The organism is Streptomyces barkulensis (assembly GCF_002843305.1).
GTDB classification, from domain to species: Bacteria; Actinomycetota; Actinomycetes; order Streptomycetales; family Streptomycetaceae; genus Streptomyces; species Streptomyces barkulensis.
The window spans coordinates 322,066-347,261 of record NZ_PGSG01000119.1 but is presented as its reverse complement, the minus strand read 5'-3'; the positions used below and the strand labels follow the sequence as shown (position 1 = coordinate 347,261).

Below are 25,196 nucleotides of genomic sequence, written 5' to 3'. Positions count from 1 at the left end.
GGGAGAGAGAAGAGGACGGGGGAGAGGCGTTGGAGGAGTTCCTGGGCCTTCTTTTCACCCTGCTGAGCGCCGGTCTCGGGCTCATGGGGGTGAAACTCCTGGTGCCGCTTGTGCGGAACGGCAGGTTCGCCAGAGGGAGGACCGGCGTCCGCACGGTGGGCGAGTGCGTGGACATGCGCTGGACGTCGGGCGGCTGGGTGTCCGGCATCGTCGCCTATGAGGACGAGGACGGCGAGCGGCGCCTCGCGTCGACCGGTGCCCACCCGGTCATACCCGTCCGCATAGGGGAGACCGCCGAGGTCCGCTACGACCCGCGGGGCAGGGCGGCAGCGGTGGTGAACGGCGAGATGCCGCCCAGGGGCGTGTATGTCCTCGGCCTGGTGCCGATCGGCGTCGGCCTGGCCTTCGGTGCCATCGGGATCCACTACCTGTCGATGGCGATCTGAGACCTGAGATCCGAGGGGAGGGCCGTCCGCCGGGCCGGGTGGGGGCGCACCGACGCAGGGTCGGCGGCCGCCGCCCCGCCCGGCCGGTGGACGGGGCCGGAGATCAGCCCTCGGAGGTGCCGGAGCCCTTGGGCAGCAGCTCCTTCATCTCCTCCAGGATCGTGTCGGCGGCCGTGTAGCCGATGCCCTGGATCCAGGTCTCGTCGTCCACGCGGTGGGCGCGGCCGTTCTCCACCGCCTCCATGCTCTTCCACAGCGCGCCGCCGACGGCCTTGTCCTCGCCGGACTTCGCCGGGTCGCCGTAGGAGGTGTAGAGGACGACGTCCGCGTCGCCCTGGTCGACCTTCTCCGGGCTGACGTCGACCGAGAAGCCGTCGGGGGCCTTGTCGGCGATGGCCGGACGGCTCACGCCGATGTCGGCGAGGATGGAGCCGATGTAGTTCTGCCTGCCGTAGACGCGGGTGTCGGCGCCCTCGACGAAGCGGACGACGCTCACCGTCAGCTTCCGGGCCTTCTCCGGTCCGCCGAGCGCCTCGGTGACCTCGGCCGTCTTCGCCTCGTAGGCGTCGATGACCTTCTCCGCCTCGTCCTGCCGGTTGAGGGCGTTGGCGTGGACCAGGAAGTTCTGCTTCCAGGGCGCGCCGGTGGTCTCGGTGAAGACGGTCGGGGCGATCTTCGACAGCTCGTCGTAGCGGTCCTTGTCGCGGATGTCGCTGCCCAGGATCAGGTCCGGCTCGAGCGCCGCGATCTTCTCCAGGTTGGGCGCGGCGATGTTGCCGACGTTCTCGATGCCCTCGACCTTCTCCTTGGGCAGGTACTTCAGGAAGCCGGAGGCCACGTCGGAGCGGGTGGAGCCGACGGGCTTGACGCCCAGGGTGATGGCCGAGTCCAGCTCGGCGGTGTCGAGGACGACCACGCGCTCGGGCTCGGCGGGGACCTCGACCTCCCCGTGGGCGGTCATCACCTTCCGGGTCTCCCCGGAGGCGGCGCCGCTCTCCCCGCCGCAGGCGGACAGGGCGAGGGCGAGGACACAGGCCAGCGCGGTGGCGCCGGCGGCGGTCGTACGGCGGCGGGTGAGGGTCATGGTGTCGCCTTTCGCGTGCTGACGGGGACGGTGGCGGGGGCGGCCGCGGAAGCAGGCGCACCGGGGACGACGAGCGGACCGCCCGTCACCGGGTCGGGCACCACCACGGCCTCCAGGCCGAAGACCTCGCGGACCAGGTCGGCGGTGACGGCCCGGTCCGGCGGCCCCTGCGCGACGATCCGGCCCCCGCGCATCGCGACGAGGTGGTCGGCGTAGCGGGCGGCCTGGTTGAGGTCGTGCAGGACCATCACGACCGTGCGGCCCCGCTCCCGGTTGAGCCGCCGCACCAGGTCGAGGACCTCCACCTGGTGGGCGATGTCGAGGTACGTCGTCGGCTCGTCGAGCAGCAGCAGCTCGGTCTCCTGGGCGAGCGCCATGGCGATCCACACGCGCTGCCGCTGTCCGCCCGACAGTTCGTCCACGGCCCGGTCGGCCAGCCCGGTGACGCCGGTGCTGTCCATGGCGTCGGTGACGGCTCGCTCGTCGGCCTCCGACCACTGCTGCCACCAGCGCTGGTGGGGCTGGCGGCCCCGGGCGACGAGGTCGCCGACGGTGATCGCCTCGGGTGCGACCGGCGCCTGGGGGAGCAGCCCGAGGGAGCGGGCGACCGCGCGGGTGGGCAGGCGGTCCAGCTCCCGGCCGTCCAGCAGCACCGCGCCGCGCCGGGGCCGCAGCAGCCGGCCCAGCGCACGCAGCAGGGTGGACTTGCCGCATGCGTTGGGCCCGACGACGACGGTGACGCGGCCGTCGGGCACGTCGAGGTCGAGGCCGTCGACGACCGTGCGGCTCTCGTAGGCGAGGGTCAGGCCGCGGGCCGACAGCCGGCTCGCGGGCGCGCCGGGCGTACCCGGCGCTTTGGGTCCGCCGTCCGCCGTGGTCCCGCCGGGCGAGGTGGTGTCCGTCATGGTCTTCCTCCGGTGCGGCCGCGGGCGATCAGCCAGACGAGGTAGGGCGCCCCGATCGCCGCCGTCAGCACCCCGACCGGCAGCTCCACCGGCGCCAGGAGCCTGCGGGCCAGCAGGTCGCCGAGGGTGACGGTGAAGGCGCCCAGCAGGGCCGTGGCGAGCAGCGGGATCTGCGCGGTGCGCGTCAGCCGGCGGGCGATCTGCGGGGAGAGCAGCGCCACGAAGTCCACCGGCCCGGCCGCGCCGGTGGCCACCGAGGCCAGGACGACGCCGGTGGCCGCCAGCCCCAGCCGGACGCGGCCCAGCCGCACCCCCAGGGCGGTGGCGGTGTCGTCGTCCAGCGCCGCCTGCCGCTGGGCGCGGGCGCACCACAGCACGGCGGGCAGCACGGCCAGCAGCGCCCAGCCCAGGGGCCCGGCCTGCTCCCAGCCGCGTCCGTTGAGCGAGCCGGTCAGCCACACCTGGGCCTGCTGGGCGGCGAGGAAGTCGCCCTTGGTCATGAACAGTTGGGTGAGCGAGCGCAGTGCGACGGAGAAGCCCAGGCCGATCAGGACGAAGCGGGCCGCGCTCAGACCGCGCCGCCAGGCGAAGACGTAGACCAGCGCGGCGGCGAGCATCCCGCCCGCCACGGAGAGGTAGGGCAGCAGGGCGTACGAGGTCAGGCCGAAGGTCATCGCGCCGACGGTCACGGCGGCGGCGCCGTGGGTGACGCCGATGATCTCCGGGCTGGCCAGGGGGTTGCGGGCGACGGTCTGGATCAGCCCGCCCGCCACCCCGAGCGCGGCGCCCACCATCAGCCCGAGGACCACGCGCGGCAGCCGCAGCGTGCCCACGACCAGCTCCTCCGGGGACGGCAGCCCCAGCAGCACCCGCACCACCTCGGTGGGCGCGGTGGCGGTCTCGCCGAGGCAGAGCGACGTGACGACGGCCGCGGCCAGCGCGGCGGCGAGGGCTGCCACCACCGCGACCGAGCGGCGGTGGAGCAGGAACGAGGCGCGCCCGCGGCGCAGCAGGCCGTACCCCGGGGGTCTGACGGGCGTCTCGCGGTGCGTTTCGCGGCCCGGCGCCTCGCGGCCCGGCGTCTCTCGGGGCGTGTCGCTCACGGTGTCGGGCGCGGTCACGGCCCCACCGCCTTCCCGGCCCGGCCGCGCACCAGCGCCACCAGGAACGGCACGCCGATCAGCGCCGTCATCACGCCCGCGGGCACCTCGCCCGGCGGCACCACGATCCGCCCGGCGACATCCGCCACCAGCAGCACCACCGGGCCCAGCAGCGCGGCCACCGGCAGCAGCCAGCGGTGGTCGGAGCCGACGAGGGCGCGGGCCAGATGGGGGACGGCCAGGCCGACGAAGGCGATGGGCCCGGCGGCGGCGACCCCGGCGCCGGTCAGGACGGTGGCCCCGAGGCCGCCGGTGATCCGTACGGCCGCGGTGTTCTGCCCCAGGCCCCTGGCCATGTCCTCGCCCAGCGCCAGGGCGTCCAGACCGCGCGCGACGGCCATCACCAGCAGCGCGCCCGTCGCCAGGAACGGCAATACCTGCCCGATCACCTCCGTGTCGCGCCCGGCGACCGAGCCGACCTGCCAGAAGCGGAACTCGTCCAGGGCCGCGGCCCGCGTCGTCAGCACCCCCGCCACCACCGAGTACAGCAGCGCGTTGACGGCGGCCCCGGCCAGTGCCAGGCGTACCGGTGTGGCCCCCTCGCGGCCCCGGGCGGCGATCGCGTAGACGGCCGTCCCCGCGACGCCCGCGCCGGCGAAGGCGAACCAGACGTATCCGGAGAGCGTGTGCACCCCGGCGAAGGCGATGGCCAGGACGACACCCAGTGCCGCGCCCTGGCTGACGCCGAGGATGCCGGGCTCGGCGATGGGGTTGCGGGTCAGGCCCTGCATCACGCAGCCGGCCAGCCCGAGCGCGGCGCCGACCAGCACCGCCAGCAGGGTGCGCGGGGCGCGCATGGTCCGCACCACCTGGGCGGCGGGGCCGTCGCCGCCGTGCACCAGCGCCTCGTACACCGCGTCCGGCGCGATGGCGCGGCTGCCGACGGCCAGGCTCAGCAGCACGGCCAGGGCCAGGGCGGCCGAGACCGCGGCCACCGCGACCGGCCGGCGGGCCGTCCGCGCGCGGCGCGGACCGGCCACCGGCCGGCCGGGCGCGGCGGGTGCTGGGGCGGTGGGCATCTGCGACCTCGGACGGTGTGCGGGCGGACGGGAGCTCAAGGGCGGGGACGGGACAGGACGGGGACGGGACAGGACGGGACAGGACCGGCTCCGCGCCACGGAAGCCGCAGAACCGGCCAGCCAAGGTTAGGCGAGCCTAACCACCCATGTCACGGAGTGCACAATGTGGGGTATGGCATCTCGTGCGGTGACGGTCGGCTTCGACCTGGACATGACGCTGATCGACTCGCGCCCCGGCATCCGGGCGACCTATCTGGCCCTGGCCGCCGAGACCGGCACCCACATCGACGCCGACCTGGCCGTCACCCGCCTCGGGCCGCCGCTGGAGGCCGAGCTGGCGCACTGGTTCGCCGAGGAGGCGATCGACGAGGCCGCCGTCCGCTACCGCGAGCTGTACGTGAGCCACGCCATCGAGCCGACCCTGCCCATGCCCGGCGCCCGTGAGGCGGTGGAGGCGGTCCGGCGGGCGGGCGGCACGGCGATCGTGGTCACCGCCAAGCACGAGCCCAGTGCCAAGCTCCACCTCGACCACCTGGGCATCGAGCCGGACGCGGTGATCGGATGGCTGTGGGCGGAGGCCAAGGCCGAGGCGCTGGTCGAGCACGGCGCCGGCGTCTACGTCGGGGACCATCTGGGCGACGTGCGCGGGGCGCGGGCGGCCGGGGCCCTGTCGGTGGCGGTGCCGACGGGCCCGTGCGGCGCGGCGGAGCTGCGACAGGCGGGGGCCGACGTGGTGCTGGAGGACCTGACGGCCTTCCCCGCCTGGCTGGAGGCGTACGCGGCGGCCCGGGCCGCCTGAGCCGTACCCGGCCCGCGGCCGGTCCGTACCCGGCCCGTACCCGGCCCGTACCCGGCCCGTACCCGGCCCGTACCCGGCCCGTACCCGGTCCGTACCCGGCCCGGAGCCGGTACCTACCGGCGGGCCGCCTCGCGCGCCTCGCGGCGCTGCACCGCGATCGACCGCAGCACCCCGGCGCCGGCGACGGCGAAGCCGACGCCCATCAGCATGCTGACGAGGTACGCGGCCGTGGGCAGCGGGTCGGAGCCGAGGAACAGGGGGGTGATGGTCGCGAGGGTGGCCACCGCGCCGACGACGAAGACGACGGCGCCGATGCGGACGAGCAGATCTCCCGCGCGGGACGTTTCACTGGTCACCAGGACAGGGTAGTTCCGTGTGAAGACACGCGCGGGACACGGGGGAGACGGCGCCCGGGGCGTCTTGTCACCGGGGAGTGGATCATTAGTCTTGGTGACGGCGGGTCATGCGGCCCGCCGTGGTCTTGTGCGGAACCGTTGCCTTTCAAGAAGTCGTTGTTTTCCCGACAGGTCGTAGCCCGGGCATCCGGACGAATTACGAGGACGAGGACAGACGTGCCTACCGGCAAGGTCAAGTGGTTCAACAGTGAGAAGGGTTTCGGCTTCCTCTCCCGCGACGACGGCGGTGACGTCTTCGTGCATTCGTCGGTGCTCCCGTCCGGGGTGACCGCGCTGCGGCCCGGTCAGCGCGTCGAGTTCGGGGTCGTCGCGGGCCAGCGCGGCGACCAGGCCCTCTCCGTCACCCTGCTGGACCCGGCCCCCTCCGTGGCCGCCGCCCAGCGCCGCAAGCCGGACGAGCTGGCGTCGATCGTTCAGGACCTCACCACCCTGCTGGACGGGGTCGCGCAGCAGCTGGAGCGGGGCCGCTACCCCGACCGCCAGCACGGCCACAAGATCGCCGGCATGCTCCGCGTCGTGGCCGACCAGCTCGACGTCTGACCGGGCGCCCGGCCGCGCACCCCGTAAGGGCCCGGCCGGCGCCACCGCCACCACCTACACGAAGTCCAGCGCGCCGGGGCCCAGGGGCGGCACCAGCTCCTCGGCCGCGGCGCGCGTGAGCAGCCCGCGCACCGCCGCGTAGCCGCCCTCGCCGAGGCCGGCGGTGAACTCGTTGACGTACAGCCCGATGTGCCGGTCCGCGACCGAGGGGTCCATCTCCTGGGCGTGCTCCAGCACGTAGGGCCGTGACGCCACGGGGTCGTTCCACGCCATCCGCACCGAGGTGCGGGCCGCCTCGGCCAGCGCCCGCAGCACCGGCGCGCCCAGCGAGCGCCTGGCGATGATCGCGCCCAGCGGGATCGGCAGCCCGGTGGTGTCCTCCCAGTACTCGCCCATGTCGGCGAGCTTGTGCAGGCCGTAGTCCTGGTAGGTGAAGCGGGCCTCGTGGATGACCAGTCCGGCGTCCACCCGGCCGTCGCGCACGGCGGGCATGATCTCGTGGAAGGGCAGCACGGCGATCTCCCCGACCCCGCCCGGCACCCGCTCGGCCGCCCACAGCCGGAACAGCAGGTACGCCGTCGAGCGCTCGCTCGGCACCGCCACCGTCGCGCCGCTCAGATCCGCCTCCGCGCCCGGCCCGCGGGTGAGCACCAGCGGGCCGCAGCCGCGCCCCAGCGCGCCCCCGCACGGCAGCAGCGCGTACTCGTCCAGCACCCACGGCAGAACGGCGTAGGAGACCTTCAGCACGTCCAGCTCGCCGCGCTCGGCCATGCCGTTGGTGACGTCGATGTCGGCGAACGTCACGTCCAGCTCCGGCGCGCCCGGCACCAGGCCGTGCGCCCAGGCGTGGAAGACGAAGGTGTCGTTGGGGCAGGGGGAGTAGGCGATCCGCAGCGGACGCCCGGTCCCGCCGGCCCCGCCGGTCCCGCTGGTTCCGTCAGTGCCGTCATTGCCGGAGCCGGTCAAGGTCCCTCCAACCGTCGAGTACGGGCACGATCCTGCCGAAGGCCGCGGTCAGGGCGTCCAGCGCCTCCGCGAACCGCCAGGCGGCGCGGTCGCGCGGGCCCACCGCGTTGGAGACGGCGCGGACCTCCAGTACGGGTACCCCGCCGCAGGCCGCCGCGGCCTCCGCGACCCCGAAGCCCTCCATCGCCTCGGCCAGCGCGCCCGGATGCCTGCGCGCCAGCAGCGCGGCCCGCTCGGCGGTGCCGGTGGCCGTGGAGACCGTCAGCACCGGGCCCAGCGCCGCGCCGGCGGCCTCGGCGACGGCCCGCGACAGCGCCTCGGGCGGCAGATGGACGGTGGTGCCGAAGCCCAGCTCGGCCACCGAGGCGAAGGGCTCGGGCCCGGCCGGGGTCTCGGCTCCCAGGTCCGCGGCGGTGATCTCGGAGGCGACGGCCACCGAACCGACCGGGGCCAGTGGGGCGAAGCCGCCGCCGATGCCCGCCGAGATCACCAGGCCGTACGGGCGGCCCCGCGCCGAGCCGCGCTCCAGCGCCACGGCGGTACGGGCCGCCGCGGCGGCGGGTCCGGCGCCGGCGGCCAGCACGTCGATGCCGGCCGGGGCGCAGGCGACCGCCACCGCGTCACGCTCGGCGGGCACGGCCGTGACGACCAGGACCGCCGCGGCCGCGGCGGGCGCGCCGGTGGGACGGGACGGCTCGGTACGGCGGGACGGCTCGGTACGGCGGGACGGTGCGGGGCTCAGTCTTCGCTCTCGCGCTCGAGCTCGAAGTTCCACACGCCCCGGTAGTCGCTGCCGTCGTACTCGACGATGCTCAGCTGCACCGACTGCGCCTCACCGCCCTGCTGGCCGCCGCCGTTCTGGAAGAAGGCGTCACCGGAGAAGCTGCGGTAGGTCTTGGTGATCCGGTCCGTCACCGCGGGCTGGCCGTTGAGGAACAGCACCCAGCCGTCCTCGGCGATCTCGGGGTCCACGCCGATGCGCAGCAGGTCGCCCTGGCCGACGGTGATGGAGGTGTCGGCGTCCTCCTTGGCGCAGGACAGCACCTTGTCCTGCGAGATCTTGCCGTTGTCCTCGTAGCAGGCGGCTTCCGTGGAGACGCTGTCGGAACCGACGGTCACGGTCGCTCGGGGAGTCGGCTTCTCTCCGCAGGCGGAGAGGGCGACGAGCCCGAGGGTGGCCGCACCGATGGCTACGGCAGTGCGGATGGTGCGGCTGCCCTTGCCCCGGGAGATCGTGTGGGTCATAGCACGCAGGCTACCCGGCGGTTCCGCTCAGGCGACGCGCGGGTGGGGCGTGCCGTGCCGCGCGGCCGACAGCAGGGGCCGGACGGTGGCGAGCGCCCCCACCGCCACGATCACCCCGGCCACCCCCATGCCGACCGGTCCGATCAGCGGCAGCGCGATCCCGACGGCGCCGCCCGCCACCCACGACATCTGCATCAGCGTCTCGGAGCGGGCGAAGGCGGAGGTGCGCACCACCTCCGGCACGTCCCGCTGGATCAGCGCGTCCAGCGACAGCTTGCCCAGTGCCTGCGCCAGTCCGGCGACGGCCGCGACGACGGGCACGGTGACCGTGCCGTACAGCACCGCCGCCACCACGGTGGCGGTCAGGGCCAGCGCCAGCACCGAGGCGATGATCACCTCCGGGACGCGGTCGCGCAGCCAGGCGCCCAGCGCCGTGCCCAGCGCGTTGCCGCCGCCCGCCGCCACGGCCACCACTCCCAGCGAGACCACGGGGTCCAGGCCGGCCAGGGGGTGCTCGCGCAGCATGAAGGCGAGGAAGAAGGTGAGGAAGCCGGACAGGGCGCGCAGGGAGGAGTTGGCGAGCAGGGCGTTGAACACGGAGGCGCCCACGGTGCGCAGGCCGGGCCGCCGGGGCTTGCCGTTCCCGCTCCCGTTTCCGCTGCCGCCCTTCCTCGCGGTGCCCCTGTCACCGGGGGCGCCGGGGGTGCCGGCGGGAGCGTCGCCGTCGCCGTCGCCGTCATGACTGTGCGCGGCCTCGTAAGCGGTCAGCAGGGCCCGCCGCTCGCCCCTGGCGGAGTCCACCTTGTGCGGCAGCGAGAAGGACAGGAAGGTGCCGATGACGAAGACGGTGAAGGCCCCGTACAGCGGCCAGGACGGCCCCAGGCTGTGCAGCGCGGCCCCGACCGGGGCCGCCGCGCCGGTGGCCAGCAGCCCGGCGAGCGTCACCCGCGAGTTCGCCTTCACCAGCGAGATCCGGTGCGGCAGCAGTCGGGGCACGACCGCCGATCTCACCACCCCGTACGCCTTGGAGGCCACCAGCACCCCCAGCGCCGCCGGATACAGCTCCAGGCTGCCGGTGGCCACCGCCCCGGCCATGCTCAGCGCCAGCAGCGCCCGGCCCAGCATCGATCCGGCCATCGCGGCGCGGCGGCCGTGCGGGATGCGGTCCAGCAGCGGCCCGATGACCGGCGCGAGCAGTGCGAAGGGGGCCAGGGTGACGGCCAGGTAGAGGGCGACGCGCCCGCGCGCCTCACCGGTGGGGACGGAGAAGAAGATCGTGGACGCCAGGGCGACGGTGATCATCATGTCGCCCGCGGAGTTCACCGCGTGCAGCTCGATGAGCTTGCCCAGCCCGGACTCGCCGGCGCCCTGGGCGTGGGTGGCCTTCCGGATGCGCCTGCCCAGCGCGCGGGGAGGCGTGTGTACGGCGCGGACGATCGCCCGCGCCGTGCGTCGGAATCGTCCCTCGTCGTGCTGGGACGCCCTCAAGGCAGCCACGTCGTCAGTGTGCCCCACCGCCCGCCGCCTAGCCCGGCTCCTTCGGCTGAAGGTTTGGTTGAAGGTGCGACGGTCGGCGGTGTGCGCGCGTGGGGTAGCGTGGGGGGATGGTGCGCTCCGCCCGGTGTGAAAGCCTGGGTCCGGACGTCGCAGCGGTCCCCCGGTCCGCTCCGTCCTCACCCGTCTGACCTGGGCATACGGTAGGCGCACTCGCGAAACGGCGTAGGAGAGAATCGATTCTTGTGAGTGCTGCGATGCGAGGCCGTACCCCTGATCGCCTGTGCGCCGAGGCGGTTGAACTGGCTCGGGAGGCGGCACGGGAGGCCGCCTTCCCCGGCCGGATCGGCGACCATCTGGGTGCCGTCGCCGACGGGGACCGCGTCGTCACGCACTACTTCGAGTGCCTGGAGCCGGGCTACCGGGGCTGGCGCTGGGCCGCCACCGTCGCGCGGGCCTCGCGGGCCCGGGTGGTGACCGTCGACGAGACGGTGCTGCTGCCCGGCCCCGACGCGCTGCTCGCCCCCGAATGGGTGCCCTGGAGCGAACGCCTGCGCCCCGGCGACCTCGGCCCCGGCGACCTGCTGCCCACCGAGGCCGACGACCCGCGCCTGGAGCCCGGCTACACCGGCGGCGGCGAACCCTCCCCGCACGCGGCGGTCGTGGAGTCGGCCTGGGAGGAGGCCGGCGCCGAGGGCCCGGCCGAGACCGAGGACGCCGACGTCGTCACCAGCGAGCCCGGCGAACTCCCCGGCGCCCCGGCGCGCGGCAGCATCGCGGCGGTCGCCGAGGAGATCGGCATGGGCCGCCCCCGGGTCCTGTCCCGCCAGGGCCTGCACGAGGCCGCCGACCGCTGGGAGGAGGAGTTCGGCCCGAAGACGCCCATGGCGCAGGCGGCCCCCGCCTCCTGCATGAGCTGCGGCTTCCTGGTGCCGATGGCCGGCTCGCTGCGCCAGGCCTTCGGGGTGTGCGCCAACGAGTTCTCCCCGGCCGACGGCCGCGTGGTCTCCCTCGCCTTCGGCTGCGGCGGCCACTCCGAGGCGGCCGTCATGCCGAAGACGCCGCACCCGCCGGCGCCGGTGATCGACGAGACGAAGGTGGACGAGATGCCCCTGGGCGGAGGGGCGCGGGCCAACGGCGAGGACGGGGACGCGGACGGCGGCGAGGACGGCCCGGAGGCGTAGCGGGCTCCGGCCCGCTACGAGGCCGGTTGTCCCGGCCCCGCCGGGGCCCGGTCAGCGCTGGACCCGGCGTCCGGTGCGGGGCTTCTCCCCCCGGCTCGTCCGGTGGGCCGCGGACCCCGAACCGAGCAGCTGCGACACCCGCTGGAACGACACCCCCATCACCCGGCCGGCGTCCCGCTGGCTCAGATCGCGGGTCAGGACCGCGGCGGCACGACGCATGGCCTCCCGCTCGGCGTCCGCGGCCTCCCGCGCGGCCCGCCTGGCGTCCTCTGCCTGTGCCAGTGCCCGCCGGGCCTCCTCCGGGAGTTCGGGCTCGACGGTGACCTCGACCTCTTCCGGTTCGACGTCCAGCATGGCCGCGATCGCCTCGCGGGCCGCTTCGTCGGCCCTGTCCAGCCGTTTGGTCTGGCTGAAGACCCCGGGCAGATCGGGGACGTCCAGAGCCCACCAGTCACCGGCGCGGCGTGCGGTCACTCGGTAAGCGCTCATCGCCACCAATCCTCTCCGAGTTCTACCTCAAGCCTCTTGCGGGTCTGCTCTGCCGTTATCTCGTTGACCTCGCTGTGCTTCGGGATGACGACGGGCGTCGAGCCGCACGTCCAGTACTGATGGCTGCCTTTCTGCCTGTGCGTCTCGAAGGCGAGCCCTCTCGCCCTGGCCGCCTTCCTGATCTTGCCGACCAGATCCCCGTACTTCACAGTGTGCGTCTAGTCAGGATAGACAAAGTAAGTCCAGTCCCTCTAGACAAGTTCACGCGATCGGGTGAGTGGGCCGGAAGCCGCACCGCCACCGCCGGACCGCCGCCGCAGCCTCACAGGCCCGGGGCGCCCCAGAGCGGGAACCAGCGGCCCAGGTCCGGCTCGATGTTCAGGTCGTCCTGAAGGGCCGCCCTGACCTGGAGCTCCAGCGGGTTGTCGCGCTTTTGCCCGGGCAGCGGGGCGAAGGGGTAGAACGTGCCGCGCTTGTAGAGGTAGACCAGCGCGAGGGGCTGCCGGTCGGGGGAGCGGAAGGCAGCCAGCGAGCACAGCAGTTGCGGTCCGAAGCCGCTGCCCTGCAGCGTGGTGTTCACCGCGTGCAGGTCGTTGACCAGGGCGGGCAGCTCCTCGGGGGCGCGGCGCGAGAGCAGCCAGGAGTACCCGTAGCCGTCCTCGCTGAACTCCACCGCCCCGCCCCCGCGATCGGAGTCCGCGCCCAGCAGGGCCTCCACCTCCTGCCGGATCCGGGTGAAGGCGCCGCCCTCGACGCTGGCGAAGCACACCGAACCCGCCCCTGTGGGGGCCAGGCCCGTGGCGGCCTGGAGGGTGATCGCGGCCGAGGGCAGGGCGAAGAGGCGGTCGAGGTCGGGCCGGGCCGGTTTGCTCCGGCCGAACAGGATGTCCAGCAGACCCACGGCGACTCCTTCCCGGGTCCGGTGCTCGGGGTCACTCGCCGCCCAGCCGCTCGGAGATCTCTGCCAGCGCCTCCAGGCGGCTCTCCAGGCTGGGGTGGGTGGAGAACAGTCCGGCCACCGCGCTGCCGGCCCCGAGGGCGGGGGTGAAGAAGAACGCGTTGAACGCCTGGGCCGTGCGCAGGTCCCGGGTGGGTATCCGGGCGATGTCGCCGCTGACCTTGGTCAGTGCCGAGGCCAGGGCGGAGGGTTTCCCGGTGAGCATGGCCGCCGCGCGGTCGGCGGCCAGCTCGCGGTAGCGGGACAGCGCCCGGATCAGCAGGAAGCTGAGGGCGTACACGACGGCGGAGACCAGCATGACCATCGCGAACACGGCGGCGGTGTTCTGGTCCCGGCGGCCTCCGCCGAACAGCTGGGAGTAGAAGGCGAAGCGGACGACCAGCCCGGCCAGCACCCCCAGGAACGAGGCGATGGTGATCACCGCCACGTCGCGGTGGGCGACGTGGGACAGCTCATGGGCGATGACGCCCTCCAGCTCCTCGGTCTCCAGGCGCCGCGTCAGCCCGGTGGTCACGCAGACCACGGCGTGGTCCGCGTCGCGGCCGGTGGCGAACGCGTTGGGCAGGTCCATGCTGGAGACGGCGACCCGCGGCTTCGGCATGTCCGCGGTGGCGCACAGCCGGTCGACCACCCCGTGCAGCCGCGGCTCCTCCTCCGGGGTGACCAGACGGCCGCGCATGGCGTACAGGGCGATCCGGTCGGAGAACCAGAACTGCGCGCCCAGCAGGACGGCGGCGATGACGACGACCAGCACGAGGGAGTCCAGCAGCGCGATCAGCGCGGCGACGAACCCCACGTACAGCAGCCCGAGCAGGAACATCGTGAGCACCATGCGCCCGGTCAGGCGCCGGTCGGGCTCGAAACGGCTGCGCATCACGCACCCGCCCCGGAAACCGGGCTTCCGCCAAAAGCCCGTACAGCGGTCCTGACCCTCGTACCCATCGGGTCCTCCTGTCCGTCACGCTCCCGCCGGACGGGACCGTGGACCGAGACGCGGTTCCCTTTCCTCCCCGTATACCCCAATGTCCGGAATCGCCCCTTCCCCGATCCTTCCCCGGCCGCGGACGGGGCGCCGACCCGCGCGACCGGCGGCCCGGCGCGCACCGGGCGTGCCGGACGCAGTACCGTCGCCCGCGGACAGGCAATCGGGCTCGTCCCGCGGCGGACCTGACGGAGGAGACGGACACGTGAGCGGCACGGTGCTGGTGCAGGGCGCGGACGACGGAGCGGATCCCTTCGACACCGCCCGGCTGCGACGCGGCGTACTCGACGCCTGGACGGCGTCCCCCGCGCGCTTCCGCGAGGACGCCAACGCCGAGGAGGACCTGGCCCTCGGCGGCTACCGCGACCGGCTGGTGGTCGAGCTGGCCCAGAACGCCGCCGACGCCGCCGCCCGCGCCGGCGTCCCCGGACGGCTGCGGCTCACCCTGCGCGGCAAGGTGCTGGTGGCCGCCAACACCGGGGCGCCCCTGGACGCGGCCGGCGTGGAGTCCCTGTCCACCCTGCGCGCCTCCGCCAAACGCGACGACGAGACGCCTCAGGGACCGGGCGCACCGGAGGCGCCGGGTGGACCGGGTGGACCGGGCGGGCCCCAGGCGGGCCCCGTCGGCCGCTTCGGCGTCGGCTTCGCCGCCGTCCTGGCCGTCAGCGACGAACCCGCCATCGTCTGCCGCACCGGCGGCGCCCGCTGGTCGCTGGCCGAGGCCCGCGAGATGGCCGCCGAGGCCGCCGCCCACCACCCCGGCCTCGCCGACGAGCTGCGCCGCCGCGAGGGCCACGTCCCCCTGCTGCGCCTGCCGATGCCCGCCCAGGGCGCCGCCCCCCAGGGCTACGACACGGCCGTCGTGCTGCCGCTGCGCGACGGCGCCGCCGAGGAACTGGCCGCCCGGCTGCTCACCGCGGTCGACGACGCCCTGCTGCTCACCCTCCCCGGCCTGACCGAGGTCGTCATCGAGACCGACGGCGGGGTGCGCACGCTCACCCGCCGCCAGGACGGCGCCTACGTCGTGGTCGAGGACAGCGGCGCAGCCGGTGCCGGGGGCGAGGGCGCCACCCGCTGGCGCGTGGCCGCCGACGCCGGACGCACCGACCCCGCCCTGCTCGCCGACCGCCCCGTCGAGGAGCGGCGGCGGCCGTACTGGTCGGTCACCTGGGCCGTACCCGTCGACGCCGACGGCGCCCCCACCCCCGCCCGCACCGTGCCCGTCGTCCACGCCCCCACCCCCACCGACGAGCCGATCGGCCTGCCCGCCCTGCTCATCGCCTCCTTCCCGCTGGACCCCACCCGCCGCCACATCGCACCCGGACCGCTGGCCGACTTCCTGCTGGAGCGCGCCGCCGACGTCTACGCCACCGCGCTGCGCGACTGGCGGCCGGTCACCACCGGCACCCTCGACCTCGTGCCCGGCCCCCTGGGCAGGGCCGAACTCGACGGAGAGCTGCGCCGCCTGGTCCTGGAGCGCCTGCGGCGCACCCCCTTCCTGGCGAGCGCCGCCACCGACGACGACAGCGGCGAGCCCCACGCACTGCGCCCCGCCGACGCCGAGATCGCCGAGGGCGCCGGGGCAGGCACGGTCGCCGTCCTGGCCGAGCTGTTCCCCGCCCTGCTGCCCGCCGGACTGGAGCGCCGCACCGAGCTGCGCACCCTCGGCGTCCCCCGGGTGCCGCTGGGCGAGCTGATCGACCGGCTGGCCGGCGTGGAACGGGACCCGTCCTGGTGGCGGCGGCTGTACGACTCCCTCGCCGGCACCGACCCCGACCGGCTCACCGGCCTGCCCGTCCCCCTGGCCGACGGCCGCACCACCATCGGACCGCGCCGGGTGCTGCTGCCGCTGCCCGACACCACGGGCGCCGGCTCCCTGACCCGCCTCGGCCTGAAGGTCGCCCACCCCGACGCCGCCCACCCCCTGCTGGAGAAGCTGGGCGCCACCCCCGCCACACCCCGCGCGGTGCTCACCACCCCGCAGGTGCGGGCGGCCGTCGCCGCCTCGCTGGAGGCCGAGGAGAGCTGGTACGGCGACGGGGACGAGGACGGCGGCCCCCTGGACGCCGAGGAACTGGCCGACACCGTCCTCGCCCTCGTCCGCGACGCACGCCTCTCGCCCGGCGACGAGCCCTGGCTGGGCGCCCTCGCCCTCCCCGACGAGGACGGCGAACTCGCCCCGGCCGCCGAACTCGTCTTCCCCGGCAGCGCCTTCGAGCGCGTCGTCCGCGAGGGCGAACTGCCCGCCTGCGACGCCGAACTGGCAGAGCGGTGGGGCGAGGAGACCCTCGCCGCGGCCGGCGTGCTCGCCGACTTCGCCCTGGTGCGCGCCACCGACGTCGTCCTGGACCCGGACGAACTCGAGCCCCGCGACACCGACTTCCCCGAGCCCGACGACCCGGGCCTGGCCGACGCCGTCGACGTGTGGTGCGAGGACGTCCTCGACACCCTGCCCGAGACGCCCGTCCCGCCGGTGGTCTCCGAACTGCTCGCCGTACGTGACCTGGACCTCGTCGACGACGACCACTGGCCGCAGGCCCTGCGGATGCTCTCCCGCCCCCCGCTGCGCGACGCGCTCACCACCCCGGTGCGCGTCCTGCTGCCCGACGGCACGGTCCGGACCGTCCGCCCCTACACCGCCTGGTGGCTGCGCGACCACCCCGTCCTGGACGGCCGCCGCCCCGCCGGACTGCGCGCGGCCGGCGGCGACCCGCTGCTGGCCGGCCTGTACGAGGAGGCGCCCGCCGCCACCGCCGAACTGGACGAGCAGGTGCTGCGCGCCCTGGGCATCCGAACCTCCGCCGCCGCCCTGCTGGACGAACCCGGCGGCGCCTCCGAACTCCTGGGCCGCCTCGCCGACCCCGACCTGCCCGTCACGCCCGCCCAACTCCACGGCCTGTACACCCTCCTGGCCGAGCTGGACCCGGACGAGGTCACCCTGCCGGACGAACTGCGCGCCGTGGCCGACGGCGAGGTACGCCTGGTGGACGCCGCCGACGCGCTGGTCGCCGACGCCCCCGACCTGCTGCCCCTGGCCACCGGCCGCCCCCTGCTCCCGGTACGCCCGGCCCTGGCCGCCTCCCTGGCCGCCGTCCTCGACGTACGCCGCCTCAGCGAGGCCGTCGGCGCGACCCTGCCCGCCCCGGATGCCGGGGCGGGCGAGGTGCGCGAGGTGCCCGACGCGGTGCGCGTCCTGCTGCCCGGCGCCCCGGCCGACTACGTCGAGCACGACGAACTCGTCCTCGCCGGCGTGGAACTGGACTGGCGGCTCACCCCCGACGGCACCCTCCACGCCGCCACCGTCGAGGGCGTCGCGGCCGGCCTGGCCTGGGCGGCCGGCCAGTGGCCGCGCCGCTTCGAGGCCGCCGCCCTGCTGGAGGACCCCTCCCGGGTCGCCGAACTGGCCCGCGACCGCTGGTTCGACTGACATCCGGCCGCCCCTGGGCCCCGGGCCGGCGGGGCCCAGGGGCCGCCCGCCCCGTCAGCCCCGTCAGCGCCGCGCGACGGTGACGATCTCCGGGCTGGAGTCCGTCAGCGGGCCCCGCCCCCAGTCCCCGTACCGTTCCACGACCGTCAGCCCGGCCCCGGCCAGGAGGCCGTCGAGCGCCTCCGCGTCCCAGAACCTCAGCTCGCTGTGACTGGCCCGCTCCCAGCCGGGGCCGGTGAAGGTCGTGGTGAAGCGGACGGTGTCGCCCGCCACCGGCTCCTGGACCTCGTGCGCGACCCGTACCGCCGCGCCCGTGCCGTCCACCACCTCGACCGCATGCTCCGGAGTCCAGCGCTCCCACGGCCGGGCGGCCGGGTTGCGGGTCTCGAACGCGAAGCGTCCGCCGCCGGCCAGCGCCGCCCGCACGGCGGCCAGGGCGGTACGCACCTCACCGTCCTCCAGCAGCACCTGGAAGGCGTGCCCGGTCATCACCACCAGCTCGAACTCCCCCTCCCAGCGGGCCGATCCCAGATCCCCGAGCACCCACTCCACCCCGGCCCCCGACCGCGCCGCCTCCCGCCGCGCACAGCCCAGCATCGCGGCGGCCGGATCGAGTCCGCACAGTCGCCCGCCGTGCCCGGCCTCCCGCGCGCGGCGCAGCAGCGCGCCCGTACCGCACCCGACGTCCAGCACCGAGGCGGCGGACATCACCGGCTCCAGGTAGAAGTCGTCACCCGGCCCCCACGGGTTGAGCGCGTCGTACAGGGCGGCCAGAGCGGGATCGCAGTAGGCGCGGTCGACCGACGCCCCGGAGCGCCCGGCCCGGTCCGAGCCCGCCGCGGGCACCGGCCCGCTCGTCACGCCGGCCCCCTGAGGATCGGCTCGCTCAGCAGCAGGGACGCCCGGCCGGTGCGGCGGGCCTCGGCGAGGGCGGCAAGCCGCCGGTAGCCCTCGGGCGTCATCAGCCGCTCCCAGACGTGCCACTCCTCCACCGCCCAGCGGTCGTGCTCATCCGGGTCCAGCCGGATGGAGGCGATCTCCTCGTCGCTCAGCGTGCCGCCGTCGAAGCAGAAGCCGACCTTCGCCAGCGGTGCCTCGGCCGGGTCGGAGCGGAGGTAGTGCACCAGCAGCAGCGGGCGCGGGCCCTCGATCCGCAGCCCGGTCTCCTCGTACGTCTCCCGCACCGCCGCCTGGAACGGGTCCTCGCCCGGGTCCATGTTGCCGCCCGGGATCTGCCACAGCCGCCTGCCGTACACCGAACGCAGCTGCACCGGCCGCCCGCGTGTGTCGGTGAAGTACACGCAGGCGTAGACGGTGGCCTTGGGCAGGGTGGCCAGATACTCGGCCTGCGGCATCGGGAACGGCAGTCCGGCGGGCTCGTCACTGGTGGAGGTCATGCCCCTACTCCTACCGGATCTCGGGTTCCGGGACGCGGGATCCGAGCGCTCTATCGGTGGAACGGGTGGGTCGCAGACCCACCCGCCCTCCCTCCGCGAGTGAGGCCGTGAGCAGGCGAGTTGACTTTTGGTGACCGGAGCGCCACGCTTCGGCGTGGCGATGCAGAGTTGCGTCCCGCACAAGCAACGGCCCCCGACAGGTGCTCGCAACACCTCCGGGGGCCTGACCAACGAGATCGACAAGGCTTAAGGAACCCGATCCCATGGCTGAGAGCCACTGTAGCTTTTTCGCGTCCTCCGGCGAGCATCCGATGGCCGTTTCCGGCTACGGAAAACGGCATGTCCCAGGACAACGGCCGCGCCGCAAGGACGACTTCGCGGAGCTGAGGCCCCGGACCGCGGCCGTCGCCGCGTACATCGACCGGCTGCCCGAGGGCGCCGACATCTCCATCAAGGCGCTGGCCGCGCGGCTGCCCTACGGCCAGCAGGCGGTCGGCACCGCGCTCCGGCAGATGTCGGCGGCCGGGCATCTCAGGCGGGTGCGGGAGCGTCCGCCGGGGTGCGGCCAGTGGGTGACGCGGACGTACTTCTCGCGCGTCCCGCGCTCCGACACCTGGTGGGCGGGCTTCTTCGCGGAGACGGAGTCCGCCGAACCGGGGGCCGTCCGGGAGACCGCCGGGAAGGCCGCTCCGAAGGAGGACGCCGCCCCGGCGGGTACGCCTCCGGAGCCGGACGCCGCACAGGAACGGCCGGAGCGGCCGGAGCGGTCGCGGGCGTACGGGACGCTGGCGCGACTGGGGGAGGCCGACCCGCGCATGGGCCTGTCGGCGGCCGACTGCGAGGAGCTGGCGCCACTGGTGGCCCAGTGGTTCGCCCGGGGCGCCGGGGAGCGGCAGGTGGTCGAGGCGCTGACGGCCGGGCTGCCCGGCGAGGGCGTGCACTCGCCCCGCGCCGTGGCCGCCTGGCGGCTGGAGCACAAGATCCCGCCGCCCCAGCCGGTGCGCAGCCGCACCCTGCGGCTGGTGGAGTGCACGGTGTGCGGCGCGCCGGGCCGGCCGGAGGCCCTGCCCGGCGGACTGTGCCGGGAGTGCCGGGGCGGGGAGCGCCGCGACGGCTCCGGCGGCGCACAGGACGACGCACAGGCTGTGGACGTACGCCGCAAGGCCGCCGCCGTACGCGCGGCCATGGCCCGAGGACGGCGCCGGGGCTTGCCGGACGACCCGCGTGACTCCCGTGCGGGCGCCCTCAGCGGCACTGCTCCGGGCCGGTAGGCGTGAGAGGGGGGCGCATCATGACGGCGCGGATGGAGGGCCCTGCGGTGTCCGAGGAGATGCGGCGGTTCCAGGAGATCGACGCCGCGTTCCCGGACCTCGGGGGCGAAATGATCGACGGGGAAATCCGTATCGACGCCGTGGCGAGCAGCGCTCGCGGGCAGATGGTGCTCGCCGTCGCCTCTCAGCTCATGCCCGGGTGGTGCGTGATGACCGAGGTCGACACCGTTTACGGGGGGTGGCACGGGAGAACCCTCCTGCGCCCCGACGTGTCGGTGGCCGGTCCCTCCTACCGGGGGACCCGGCTCAAGCAGTTCCCGGCCGACGAACTGCTGCTCGTCGCGGAGGTCGTCTCGGAGTCCAACCCCGAGAACGACCTGGAACGGAAGGTCGGGAAGTACGCGGTGGCCGGGATTCCTCACTACCTGGTCGTGAATCCGGTCAAGGGCGTCTGCCTGCTGCACTCCGAGCCGGTGGGCGAGCGCTACCGGGCCGTGCGCGAGAGCGAGTTCGGGGAACCGGTGCCGGTGGGCGAACCGATCGACGCCGTGCTCGACACCACGGCGCTGTACGTCTACTGAGCCGCGCTCTCCCGCAGGAAGTCCGTCAGCAGTGTCGTCGTCTCCCTCCCGGGCGGTCCAAGCTTGGGCTGAAGGCCGGCCGTGAGACGGAAGGGTCCCCCGCGAGGGCTGGGCCGAGTGCGCTCGGATTCCGTGGCTGTTCCGTTCCGCCCCGGGCGTCTGGACCTACCATCGGATAGCAGCAGCCGGAGCAAACGCACTGGAGTGATCGTGAGCAGCTGGGCTGATCTGACGAACGGTAAGCGCATCAAGCACCTACGAGGCTCCGATCTGACACAGCAGGGGCTCGCCGATGCGGCGGGGCTGTCCCTCGCCCTGGTGCAGAAAGCCGAGCAGGACCGCGGGGAGTTGTCCGTCGGCTCTTTGCTCAAGCTCGCCCATGCGCTGAACACGGACGTGTCCGTAATCCTGGGGCAGCAGGCGCCGCGTCGGGGCATGGACCGGGGTGACCGTGCCGCGCTGCGCCAACTGTCCGATGCCGTGCACGAGAGCGCCCTCGGCGAGTGGGAGGGCATCGACGACCCGAGCACCGTCGAGGAACTGGGGGAAGCCCGCGACCGCGCGTGGGACTCCTACTGGGCGAGCGACACGGCCAAGGTGAGCAGCTACGCCTCGAAGGTCCTCATGGAAGGACAGGCCAGGTACGCCAGTGCCACCGGCAGCGAGCGCGAGCGACTGGCATCGATCCTGGCGAGCACGTACCGCGTGGCCGCGTCGTGCTCGAACGGACTCGGGCAGCGCGACCTCGCACTGAGCGCGCTCACGTCGGCGAAACACCTCGCGGGGGACGTCGGCGACCCTGTGATGACGGCGCTGCTCGAGTCCACGCTGTCATGGATCCATCTGCGGGGTGCCAAGTTGCCCCGGGCGGTGGCTGTGGCCGAGCGCGCGGCACTGACGATCGAGCCGTCGTTCAGCAACGGATCCCGCCCGCAGCTGCTCGCGTACGGGCGGCTGATGATCTCCGCGGCTGTGGCGGCGTCGAGGCGCGAGGACAGGAGCGCGGCCGACGACTACATCTCGCAGGCGCACGCCGCGGCGGCGAGGCTGGGGCGGGACGAGAAGTTGTACGGGACCAGTTTCGGTCCGACGGCGGCGAAGACCGAGGCCGTCGGGATCCACGTCGCGCTGAAGGACTACGGGCGCGCACTCAAACTCGCCGGTCAGCCGGAGATGAAGAAGCTTCCCAAGTCCATGTCGAAGGTGGCCCGCAACCGCTACCGGCTCGATGTCGCTCTCGCGCAGTGCGCGGCCGGTCTCCACGACCAGGCCGGAGACACGCTGATCGAGGTAGGGCTCGACGCTCCTGAGTGGGTCAGGCACCAGGCGCTGCCCGGTGTCATCGGGAAGCGTCTGGCGAAGGTGTCCACCGCACGCGTACGGAACATCGGCGAACTCATCGGCGTGCCTTTGATCGCTTGAGTCCTACGGAGCGTACGGGTCGGGGTCCGGCCACATCGTCAGGTCCTACGCCTCGTCACTTCACTGTGTGTCATTAGGCGAGCACGATTGACGCATGGTCAGTATCCAGAGCGGGCCGGAACGATCCGGGGCCCGCCGAACCGAAGGCGCACTGCGGCTGCGTCGGTCACTGGCGGACGCGGCGGCGGGCGTCGCGCCGGGTGAGGCCGGCGTGTCCGCCGAGGCCGCGAGGACCGAGCGGTTCCGCTGCGTGGTCTATCTGTGCGGTGCTCCCAACACGGACATCACGGGCCCTCGCGAGGAGTGCACGAAGCACGCCGAGGCGTTCGGGTGGGAGATCACGGGAGTGATCGAGGAGCGCGTGGGGCTGCTGCCGCCGCAGGGGCGTGACGGTTTGAGACAGGCCGTCGAGTGCGTCAGGAGCGGCGAGGCCGGGGCGGTGCTCACGGCGTGGCGCTCGATGGTCTCGCCCGTTCCGCAGGAGTACGACGACGTGGCGCGCGAGATCGAGAAGGCAGGAGGCTTCCTGGAACTCGCTCGGGTGAACGGGGGCACGGCATGACCTTCGCCCCGGCCATGGCGCGCACATGGTGCGACGCATGGCCGCTCGTCGCGCAGACGGACGACGGGAACCAGTGGGTGACCGGCGCCTGTTGGCTGTACTGCCGACGGGAAGGCGTGCGCGTGCTGTGGGTCGGGTCCGTGATCACGCCCGGTACGACGGGCGACGTGTACGCGTGCGGCCCGTGCATCGCGGAACTCGACCACATGGCGCGTATCCAGTCGCACGACCGGGACCGACCGGCCGACCGCGCCGTACAGCCCGTCGCACTCACCGCGCATTCCCCGCTGCGCACCCTGCTCGCAGGCGTGCTCGGAGGACGTCACCGATCACCCCGCGACTGATGCATCCGCTCCTGTCGGGCGGAGTTCGCGCGACACCACCTTATGAAGTGACCAAGGAGGAAACTTGCAGACGAACCTCGTAGGTATGAAGGACATCGCACCGGCCCCGTGGGGGTTGCGCCGTATGGTTCCGCTGCGCAACGGCTCTCCCTCGTCACCGTGGCGGTACGCGGGCGTCGACCCGGCCACACAGACCGGCCGGTGGGTTGGGGAGGGCGGACAGATGACGCCGGCTGAACTCGGCAAGCACGGAACGAGCGTGAACACCTACCCGCCCACGCAGGTCAGCAAGGACGGGCAGCAGGACTCCGACTCCGGCCACGACGCGACGCAGGACTGAGGGGGAGTGCCATGGACGGACGCCCGGTGCTGGTCTGCACGGAGTCCGAGGACGCGACCGCTGACCTGGTCATCACGGAACTGAACCGGCGCCGGGTGCCCGTCATCCGGTTCGACCCGGGGCGCGACTTCCCGGCGCCCGTGGTGCTCGCCGCGCGCATCGGGGCCGGGGGCGCCGCCCGGGCGGAGTCCGGCGGAGGATGGGCCGGGCGGCTGACATTCGGGAAGCGTACGGCCGACCTCTCCGCGGTGCGCGCCCTGTACCACCGTCGGCCGACTCCCTGTCCGACGGGCAGCGGCGAGCGGACGGCCCGGTTCGTCGCGCAGGAGAACCGGCGTGGTCTGGGTGGTGTGCTGGGCGCGCTGCCGGGATGCCTGTACTTGAGCCATCCGCAGGCCATCGCAAGGGCCGAGTACAAGCCCGCGCAGTTGGACGCCGCGGCCCGGCTGGGGTTCACGGTCCCGGCCACTCTCATCACGAACGACCCGGAGGAGGCCGAGCGGTTCTGTGCCGAACGGCCCACGATCTACAAGCCGCTGCACGCCGGGGCCTACGAGGTCGACGGCGAGCCCGCCGGAATCTGGGCCGCGCCCGTCGAGGCGGACGAGATCGACGGCGCGGTGGGCCACAGCGCGCACCTGTTCCAAGCCCTGGTGCCCAAGGTGGCGGACGTGCGGGCGGTTGTCGTCGGCGAGCAGGTGTTCAGCGCCCGGATCACCGCGCCACCCGGGGTCGTGGACTGGAGAGCCGAGTACCGGAATCTCACCTATGAACCGGTCGCATGTCCGGAGGACATGTGCGGAGCGCTGGTGCGGTTCCTCGCCGACTTCGGTCTGAACTTCGGTGCCTTCGACTTCGCCGTCACCGCGGACGGTGCGTGGTGGTTCCTGGAGTGCAACCCCAATGGCCAGTGGGCGTGGCTTGAAGACACGGCCGGACTGCCGATCACACACGCAATCGCAGACCTGTTGGAGAACGGAATGAGCCCGGCATGACTGATCCCCTGCGTTCGGAACACCTGCGGGCCGTCCTCGCGCGGCGCCTGTCCGAGGCCGGCGTCCTGCTCAGCCCCGAGTGGGAGGCGGCCGTCATGTCGGTGCCCCGCGAGGCGTTCCTCGCGCGCGGCTGGTTCGAGTACGAGGACGGCGGCTGGTACCGCCCCGTGGCCGGGGGCTCCGGGGAGGGGCTCGCGCGGATCTACGAGGACGACACCCTTGTGACGCAGGTGGCCGGAGGGGTCTTCCCCGACCAGGTGGAGGGGCGGATCGCCGCGGCCCCATCGTCCTCGTCCACCCTGCCGAGTCTGGTCGTGCGAATGCTCGAGGACCTGCGGGCGGCCGAGGGGACGCGCGTCCTCGAGATCGGCACGGGCACGGGTTACTCCACCGCGCTGCTCTGCCATGTCGTCGGTGAGGACAACGTGACCACGGTCGAGGTCGACGCGGAGGTGTCCGCCCGTGCCGGAGTGGCCCTCGCGGGTGCGGGATACCGGCCCGCCCGTGTGGTCGGTGATGGTCTGGCGGGCTGCGAGGGGGGCGGCCCGTACGATCGGGTGATCGCCACGTGCGGGGTGCGTACCGTGCCGGCCGACTGGCTCGCGCAGACCCGGCCCGGCGGTGAGGTCCTGGTCACGGTCGGCGGATGGATGCACGCTTCCGAGCTCGTGCGGCTCACGGTCGCCGACGACGGCACGGCCGACGGGCCGGTTCTCGGCGGACAGGTCTCCTTCATGCTGGCCCGCCCCCACCTTCCGCCCCCGCTGGGCCTCCTGCCGGACCTGGACGAGGGCGACACGGAGCCCGCGGAGCTGGACGCGGACGTGCTCGACGACTGGACGGCCCGGTTCGTCGCGCAGTTCGCCGCGCCTCGCGCACAGCGGCTCGTGCTGGAACGCGACGGCCGGACGGAACACATCGTGATCGACGTGGAGGCCGGGGCGTGGGCGGTCCTCTTCCGTGACGGCGCGCAGTGGATGGTGCGGCAGAGCGGCGCGGCCCGCCTGTGGGACGAGATCACCGGGTGCCTTGCCCGGTGGCAGGCGGACGGATGCCCGCCGGCCGACCGTATGCGGCTGCATGTGGGCCCCGGCGGACAGCGCCTCACCTGGGGGTGATCGCGGGCCGACGCCGCATACTGCCCTGTCCTTCCGCCGTGGGGAACGGCGG

The 25,196-nt window shown here is 74.1% G+C and carries 28 protein-coding genes; 13 read left to right on the top strand and 15 right to left on the bottom strand.

The annotated features are described in order from the left end of the window. The first annotated feature begins 29 nt into the window (after positions 1 to 29). Positions 30 to 446, top strand: a complete 417-nt coding sequence (locus tag CUT83_RS29575; protein WP_101258851.1) for a DUF3592 domain-containing protein — start codon at positions 30 to 32, stop codon at positions 444 to 446. Positions 447 to 549: 103 nt separating this feature from the next. Here the strand turns inward: CUT83_RS29575 and CUT83_RS29570 are convergent, their stop codons facing one another. The 4 genes from CUT83_RS29570 to CUT83_RS29555 all read right to left on the bottom strand — a co-directional run bounded on the left by CUT83_RS29570 (position 550) and on the right by CUT83_RS29555 (position 4,614). Further along, the gene (locus tag CUT83_RS29570; RefSeq protein ID WP_101258850.1) at positions 550 to 1,530 is read right to left on the bottom strand and encodes an ABC transporter substrate-binding protein; all 981 of its coding nucleotides are present in this window, start codon (positions 1,528 to 1,530) and stop codon (positions 550 to 552) included. Continuing rightward, positions 1,527 to 2,435, bottom strand: a complete 909-nt coding sequence (locus tag CUT83_RS29565) for an ABC transporter ATP-binding protein (protein WP_101258849.1) — start codon at positions 2,433 to 2,435, stop codon at positions 1,527 to 1,529. The genes CUT83_RS29570 and CUT83_RS29565 overlap by 4 nt, the downstream gene beginning before the upstream one ends. After that, the gene (locus CUT83_RS29560; protein ID WP_240958476.1) at positions 2,432 to 3,448 is read right to left on the bottom strand and encodes a FecCD family ABC transporter permease; all 1,017 of its coding nucleotides are present in this window, start codon (positions 3,446 to 3,448) and stop codon (positions 2,432 to 2,434) included. Before CUT83_RS29560 ends, CUT83_RS29565 begins: the two co-directional genes overlap by 4 nt. A 104-nt stretch (positions 3,449 to 3,552) precedes the next feature. Continuing rightward, positions 3,553 to 4,614 (bottom strand): FecCD family ABC transporter permease, encoded by a 1,062-nt coding sequence (locus tag CUT83_RS29555; RefSeq protein WP_101258847.1) that lies wholly within the window; start codon positions 4,612 to 4,614, stop codon positions 3,553 to 3,555. A 163-nt stretch (positions 4,615 to 4,777) separates the two neighbouring features. Here CUT83_RS29555 and CUT83_RS29550 point away from each other — a divergent pair, with 163 nt between their 5' ends. Next, a complete protein-coding gene (locus tag CUT83_RS29550) occupies positions 4,778 to 5,413 on the top strand; it encodes an HAD family hydrolase (protein WP_420882498.1) in 636 nt (211 codons plus the stop codon). Positions 5,414 to 5,526: 113 nt separating this feature from the next. On the opposite strand, the gene CUT83_RS29545 is transcribed toward CUT83_RS29550, so the two are convergent. After that, a complete protein-coding gene (locus CUT83_RS29545) occupies positions 5,527 to 5,769 on the bottom strand; it encodes a hypothetical protein (protein ID WP_093846952.1) in 243 nt (80 codons plus the stop codon). 216 nt (positions 5,770 to 5,985) lie between these two features. Here CUT83_RS29545 and CUT83_RS31475 point away from each other — a divergent pair, with 216 nt between their 5' ends. Beyond that, positions 5,986 to 6,369, top strand: a complete 384-nt coding sequence (locus CUT83_RS31475) for a cold-shock protein (protein ID WP_101258903.1) — start codon at positions 5,986 to 5,988, stop codon at positions 6,367 to 6,369. Positions 6,370 to 6,423: 54 nt separating this feature from the next. Here CUT83_RS31475 and CUT83_RS29535 read toward each other — a convergent pair whose 3' ends face one another. The 4 genes from CUT83_RS29535 to CUT83_RS29520 form a co-directional block, all read right to left on the bottom strand. Beyond that, positions 6,424 to 7,257, bottom strand: coding sequence for a 1,4-dihydroxy-6-naphtoate synthase (locus CUT83_RS29535; protein WP_101258902.1), 834 nt, complete (start codon positions 7,255 to 7,257; stop codon positions 6,424 to 6,426). 58 nt (positions 7,258 to 7,315) lie between these two features. Then, the gene (locus tag CUT83_RS29530; RefSeq protein WP_277622951.1) at positions 7,316 to 7,987 is read right to left on the bottom strand and encodes a futalosine hydrolase; all 672 of its coding nucleotides are present in this window, start codon (positions 7,985 to 7,987) and stop codon (positions 7,316 to 7,318) included. Between the two features lie 86 nt (positions 7,988 to 8,073). Beyond that, positions 8,074 to 8,580, bottom strand: coding sequence for a DUF2771 domain-containing protein (locus tag CUT83_RS29525; protein WP_101258845.1), 507 nt, complete (start codon positions 8,578 to 8,580; stop codon positions 8,074 to 8,076). A 27-nt stretch (positions 8,581 to 8,607) separates the two neighbouring features. Next, positions 8,608 to 10,068: an MFS transporter gene (locus tag CUT83_RS29520; RefSeq protein WP_240958478.1), complete on the bottom strand. Its 1,461-nt coding sequence runs from the start codon at positions 10,066 to 10,068 to the stop codon at positions 8,608 to 8,610. A 263-nt stretch (positions 10,069 to 10,331) separates the two neighbouring features. On the opposite strand from CUT83_RS29520, the gene CUT83_RS29515 reads away from it, so the two are divergent. After that, a complete protein-coding gene (locus CUT83_RS29515; RefSeq protein WP_101258843.1) occupies positions 10,332 to 11,258 on the top strand; it encodes a DUF3027 domain-containing protein in 927 nt (308 codons plus the stop codon). Positions 11,259 to 11,309: 51 nt separating this feature from the next. Here CUT83_RS29515 and CUT83_RS29510 read toward each other — a convergent pair whose 3' ends face one another. From CUT83_RS29510 to htpX, 4 genes are all read right to left on the bottom strand, one after another. Then, on the bottom strand, positions 11,310 to 11,747 hold the full coding sequence (locus CUT83_RS29510; protein WP_143688648.1) for a type II toxin-antitoxin system HicB family antitoxin: 438 nt from the start codon (positions 11,745 to 11,747) through the stop codon (positions 11,310 to 11,312). Continuing rightward, the gene (locus CUT83_RS29505; RefSeq protein WP_101258841.1) at positions 11,744 to 11,956 is read right to left on the bottom strand and encodes a type II toxin-antitoxin system HicA family toxin; all 213 of its coding nucleotides are present in this window, start codon (positions 11,954 to 11,956) and stop codon (positions 11,744 to 11,746) included. The genes CUT83_RS29510 and CUT83_RS29505 overlap by 4 nt, the downstream gene beginning before the upstream one ends. A gap of 113 nt (positions 11,957 to 12,069) precedes the next feature. Continuing rightward, positions 12,070 to 12,648: a PspA-associated protein PspAB gene (gene pspAB / locus CUT83_RS29500; RefSeq protein ID WP_101258840.1), complete on the bottom strand. Its 579-nt coding sequence runs from the start codon at positions 12,646 to 12,648 to the stop codon at positions 12,070 to 12,072. 31 nt (positions 12,649 to 12,679) lie between these two features. Further along, positions 12,680 to 13,579, bottom strand: a complete 900-nt coding sequence (htpX, locus tag CUT83_RS29495) for a zinc metalloprotease HtpX (RefSeq protein WP_101258839.1) — start codon at positions 13,577 to 13,579, stop codon at positions 12,680 to 12,682. A gap of 313 nt (positions 13,580 to 13,892) precedes the next feature. On the opposite strand from htpX, the gene CUT83_RS29490 reads away from it, so the two are divergent. Next, a complete protein-coding gene (locus tag CUT83_RS29490) occupies positions 13,893 to 17,114 on the top strand; it encodes an amino acid adenylation domain-containing protein (RefSeq protein WP_101258838.1) in 3,222 nt (1,073 codons plus the stop codon). A gap of 63 nt (positions 17,115 to 17,177) precedes the next feature. Here CUT83_RS29490 and CUT83_RS29485 read toward each other — a convergent pair whose 3' ends face one another. Continuing rightward, complete coding sequence (locus tag CUT83_RS29485) at positions 17,178 to 17,975, bottom strand: class I SAM-dependent methyltransferase (RefSeq protein WP_439145016.1); 798 nt, start codon at positions 17,973 to 17,975, stop codon at positions 17,178 to 17,180. After that, positions 17,972 to 18,511, bottom strand: coding sequence for an NUDIX domain-containing protein (locus tag CUT83_RS29480; RefSeq protein WP_240958443.1), 540 nt, complete (start codon positions 18,509 to 18,511; stop codon positions 17,972 to 17,974). The genes CUT83_RS29485 and CUT83_RS29480 overlap by 4 nt, the downstream gene beginning before the upstream one ends. A gap of 263 nt (positions 18,512 to 18,774) precedes the next feature. On the opposite strand from CUT83_RS29480, the gene CUT83_RS29475 reads away from it, so the two are divergent. The 8 genes from CUT83_RS29475 (at position 18,775) to tgmC (ending at position 25,144) form a co-directional block, all read left to right on the top strand. Continuing rightward, positions 18,775 to 19,782, top strand: coding sequence for a hypothetical protein (locus CUT83_RS29475; RefSeq protein WP_206282685.1), 1,008 nt, complete (start codon positions 18,775 to 18,777; stop codon positions 19,780 to 19,782). Positions 19,783 to 19,802: 20 nt separating this feature from the next. Continuing rightward, the gene (locus tag CUT83_RS29470; RefSeq protein WP_101258836.1) at positions 19,803 to 20,363 is read left to right on the top strand and encodes a Uma2 family endonuclease; all 561 of its coding nucleotides are present in this window, start codon (positions 19,803 to 19,805) and stop codon (positions 20,361 to 20,363) included. A gap of 210 nt (positions 20,364 to 20,573) precedes the next feature. After that, a complete protein-coding gene (locus CUT83_RS29465) occupies positions 20,574 to 21,785 on the top strand; it encodes a helix-turn-helix domain-containing protein (protein WP_101258899.1) in 1,212 nt (403 codons plus the stop codon). 94 nt (positions 21,786 to 21,879) lie between these two features. Continuing rightward, on the top strand, positions 21,880 to 22,347 hold the full coding sequence (locus CUT83_RS29460; RefSeq protein WP_101258835.1) for a hypothetical protein: 468 nt from the start codon (positions 21,880 to 21,882) through the stop codon (positions 22,345 to 22,347). Then, positions 22,344 to 22,691 (top strand): hypothetical protein, encoded by a 348-nt coding sequence (locus CUT83_RS30525; protein ID WP_194074736.1) that lies wholly within the window; start codon positions 22,344 to 22,346, stop codon positions 22,689 to 22,691. The genes CUT83_RS29460 and CUT83_RS30525 overlap by 4 nt, the downstream gene beginning before the upstream one ends. Positions 22,692 to 22,776: 85 nt before the next feature. After that, positions 22,777 to 23,031, top strand: a complete 255-nt coding sequence (tgmA, locus tag CUT83_RS29450) for a putative ATP-grasp-modified RiPP (RefSeq protein ID WP_101258834.1) — start codon at positions 22,777 to 22,779, stop codon at positions 23,029 to 23,031. 11 nt (positions 23,032 to 23,042) lie between these two features. Further along, positions 23,043 to 24,026: an ATP-grasp ribosomal peptide maturase gene (gene tgmB, locus CUT83_RS29445; RefSeq protein ID WP_101258833.1), complete on the top strand. Its 984-nt coding sequence runs from the start codon at positions 23,043 to 23,045 to the stop codon at positions 24,024 to 24,026. After that, a complete protein-coding gene (tgmC, locus tag CUT83_RS29440) occupies positions 24,023 to 25,144 on the top strand; it encodes an ATP-grasp peptide maturase system methyltransferase (RefSeq protein WP_101258832.1) in 1,122 nt (373 codons plus the stop codon). Before tgmB ends, tgmC begins: the two co-directional genes overlap by 4 nt. The last annotated feature ends 52 nt before the right edge of the window (positions 25,145 to 25,196 follow it).

Bases quoted from the DNA above. Each gene is read 5' to 3' on its own strand.
- CUT83_RS29570 (WP_101258850.1), bottom strand. From the start codon at position 1,530: ATGACCCTCACCCGCCGCCGTACGACCGCCGCCGGCGCCACCGCGCTG.
- CUT83_RS29565 (WP_101258849.1), bottom strand. From the start codon at position 2,435: ATGACGGACACCACCTCGCCCGGCGGGACCACGGCGGACGGCGGACCC.
- CUT83_RS29555 (WP_101258847.1), bottom strand. From the start codon at position 4,614: ATGCCCACCGCCCCAGCACCCGCCGCGCCCGGCCGGCCGGTGGCCGGT.
- CUT83_RS29550 (WP_420882498.1), top strand. From the start codon at position 4,778: ATGTGGGGTATGGCATCTCGTGCGGTGACGGTCGGCTTCGACCTGGAC.
- CUT83_RS29525 (WP_101258845.1), bottom strand. From the start codon at position 8,580: ATGACCCACACGATCTCCCGGGGCAAGGGCAGCCGCACCATCCGCACT.
- CUT83_RS29515 (WP_101258843.1), top strand. From the start codon at position 10,332: ATGCGAGGCCGTACCCCTGATCGCCTGTGCGCCGAGGCGGTTGAACTG.
- CUT83_RS29510 (WP_143688648.1), bottom strand. From the start codon at position 11,747: ATGAGCGCTTACCGAGTGACCGCACGCCGCGCCGGTGACTGGTGGGCT.
- htpX (WP_101258839.1), bottom strand. From the start codon at position 13,579: ATGCGCAGCCGTTTCGAGCCCGACCGGCGCCTGACCGGGCGCATGGTG.
- CUT83_RS29480 (WP_240958443.1), bottom strand. From the start codon at position 18,511: ATGACCTCCACCAGTGACGAGCCCGCCGGACTGCCGTTCCCGATGCCG.
- CUT83_RS29475 (WP_206282685.1), top strand. From the start codon at position 18,775: ATGGCTGAGAGCCACTGTAGCTTTTTCGCGTCCTCCGGCGAGCATCCG.
- CUT83_RS29470 (WP_101258836.1), top strand. From the start codon at position 19,803: ATGACGGCGCGGATGGAGGGCCCTGCGGTGTCCGAGGAGATGCGGCGG.
- CUT83_RS29460 (WP_101258835.1), top strand. From the start codon at position 21,880: ATGGTCAGTATCCAGAGCGGGCCGGAACGATCCGGGGCCCGCCGAACC.
- CUT83_RS30525 (WP_194074736.1), top strand. From the start codon at position 22,344: ATGACCTTCGCCCCGGCCATGGCGCGCACATGGTGCGACGCATGGCCG.
- tgmA (WP_101258834.1), top strand. From the start codon at position 22,777: ATGAAGGACATCGCACCGGCCCCGTGGGGGTTGCGCCGTATGGTTCCG.
- tgmB (WP_101258833.1), top strand. From the start codon at position 23,043: ATGGACGGACGCCCGGTGCTGGTCTGCACGGAGTCCGAGGACGCGACC.
- tgmC (WP_101258832.1), top strand. From the start codon at position 24,023: ATGACTGATCCCCTGCGTTCGGAACACCTGCGGGCCGTCCTCGCGCGG.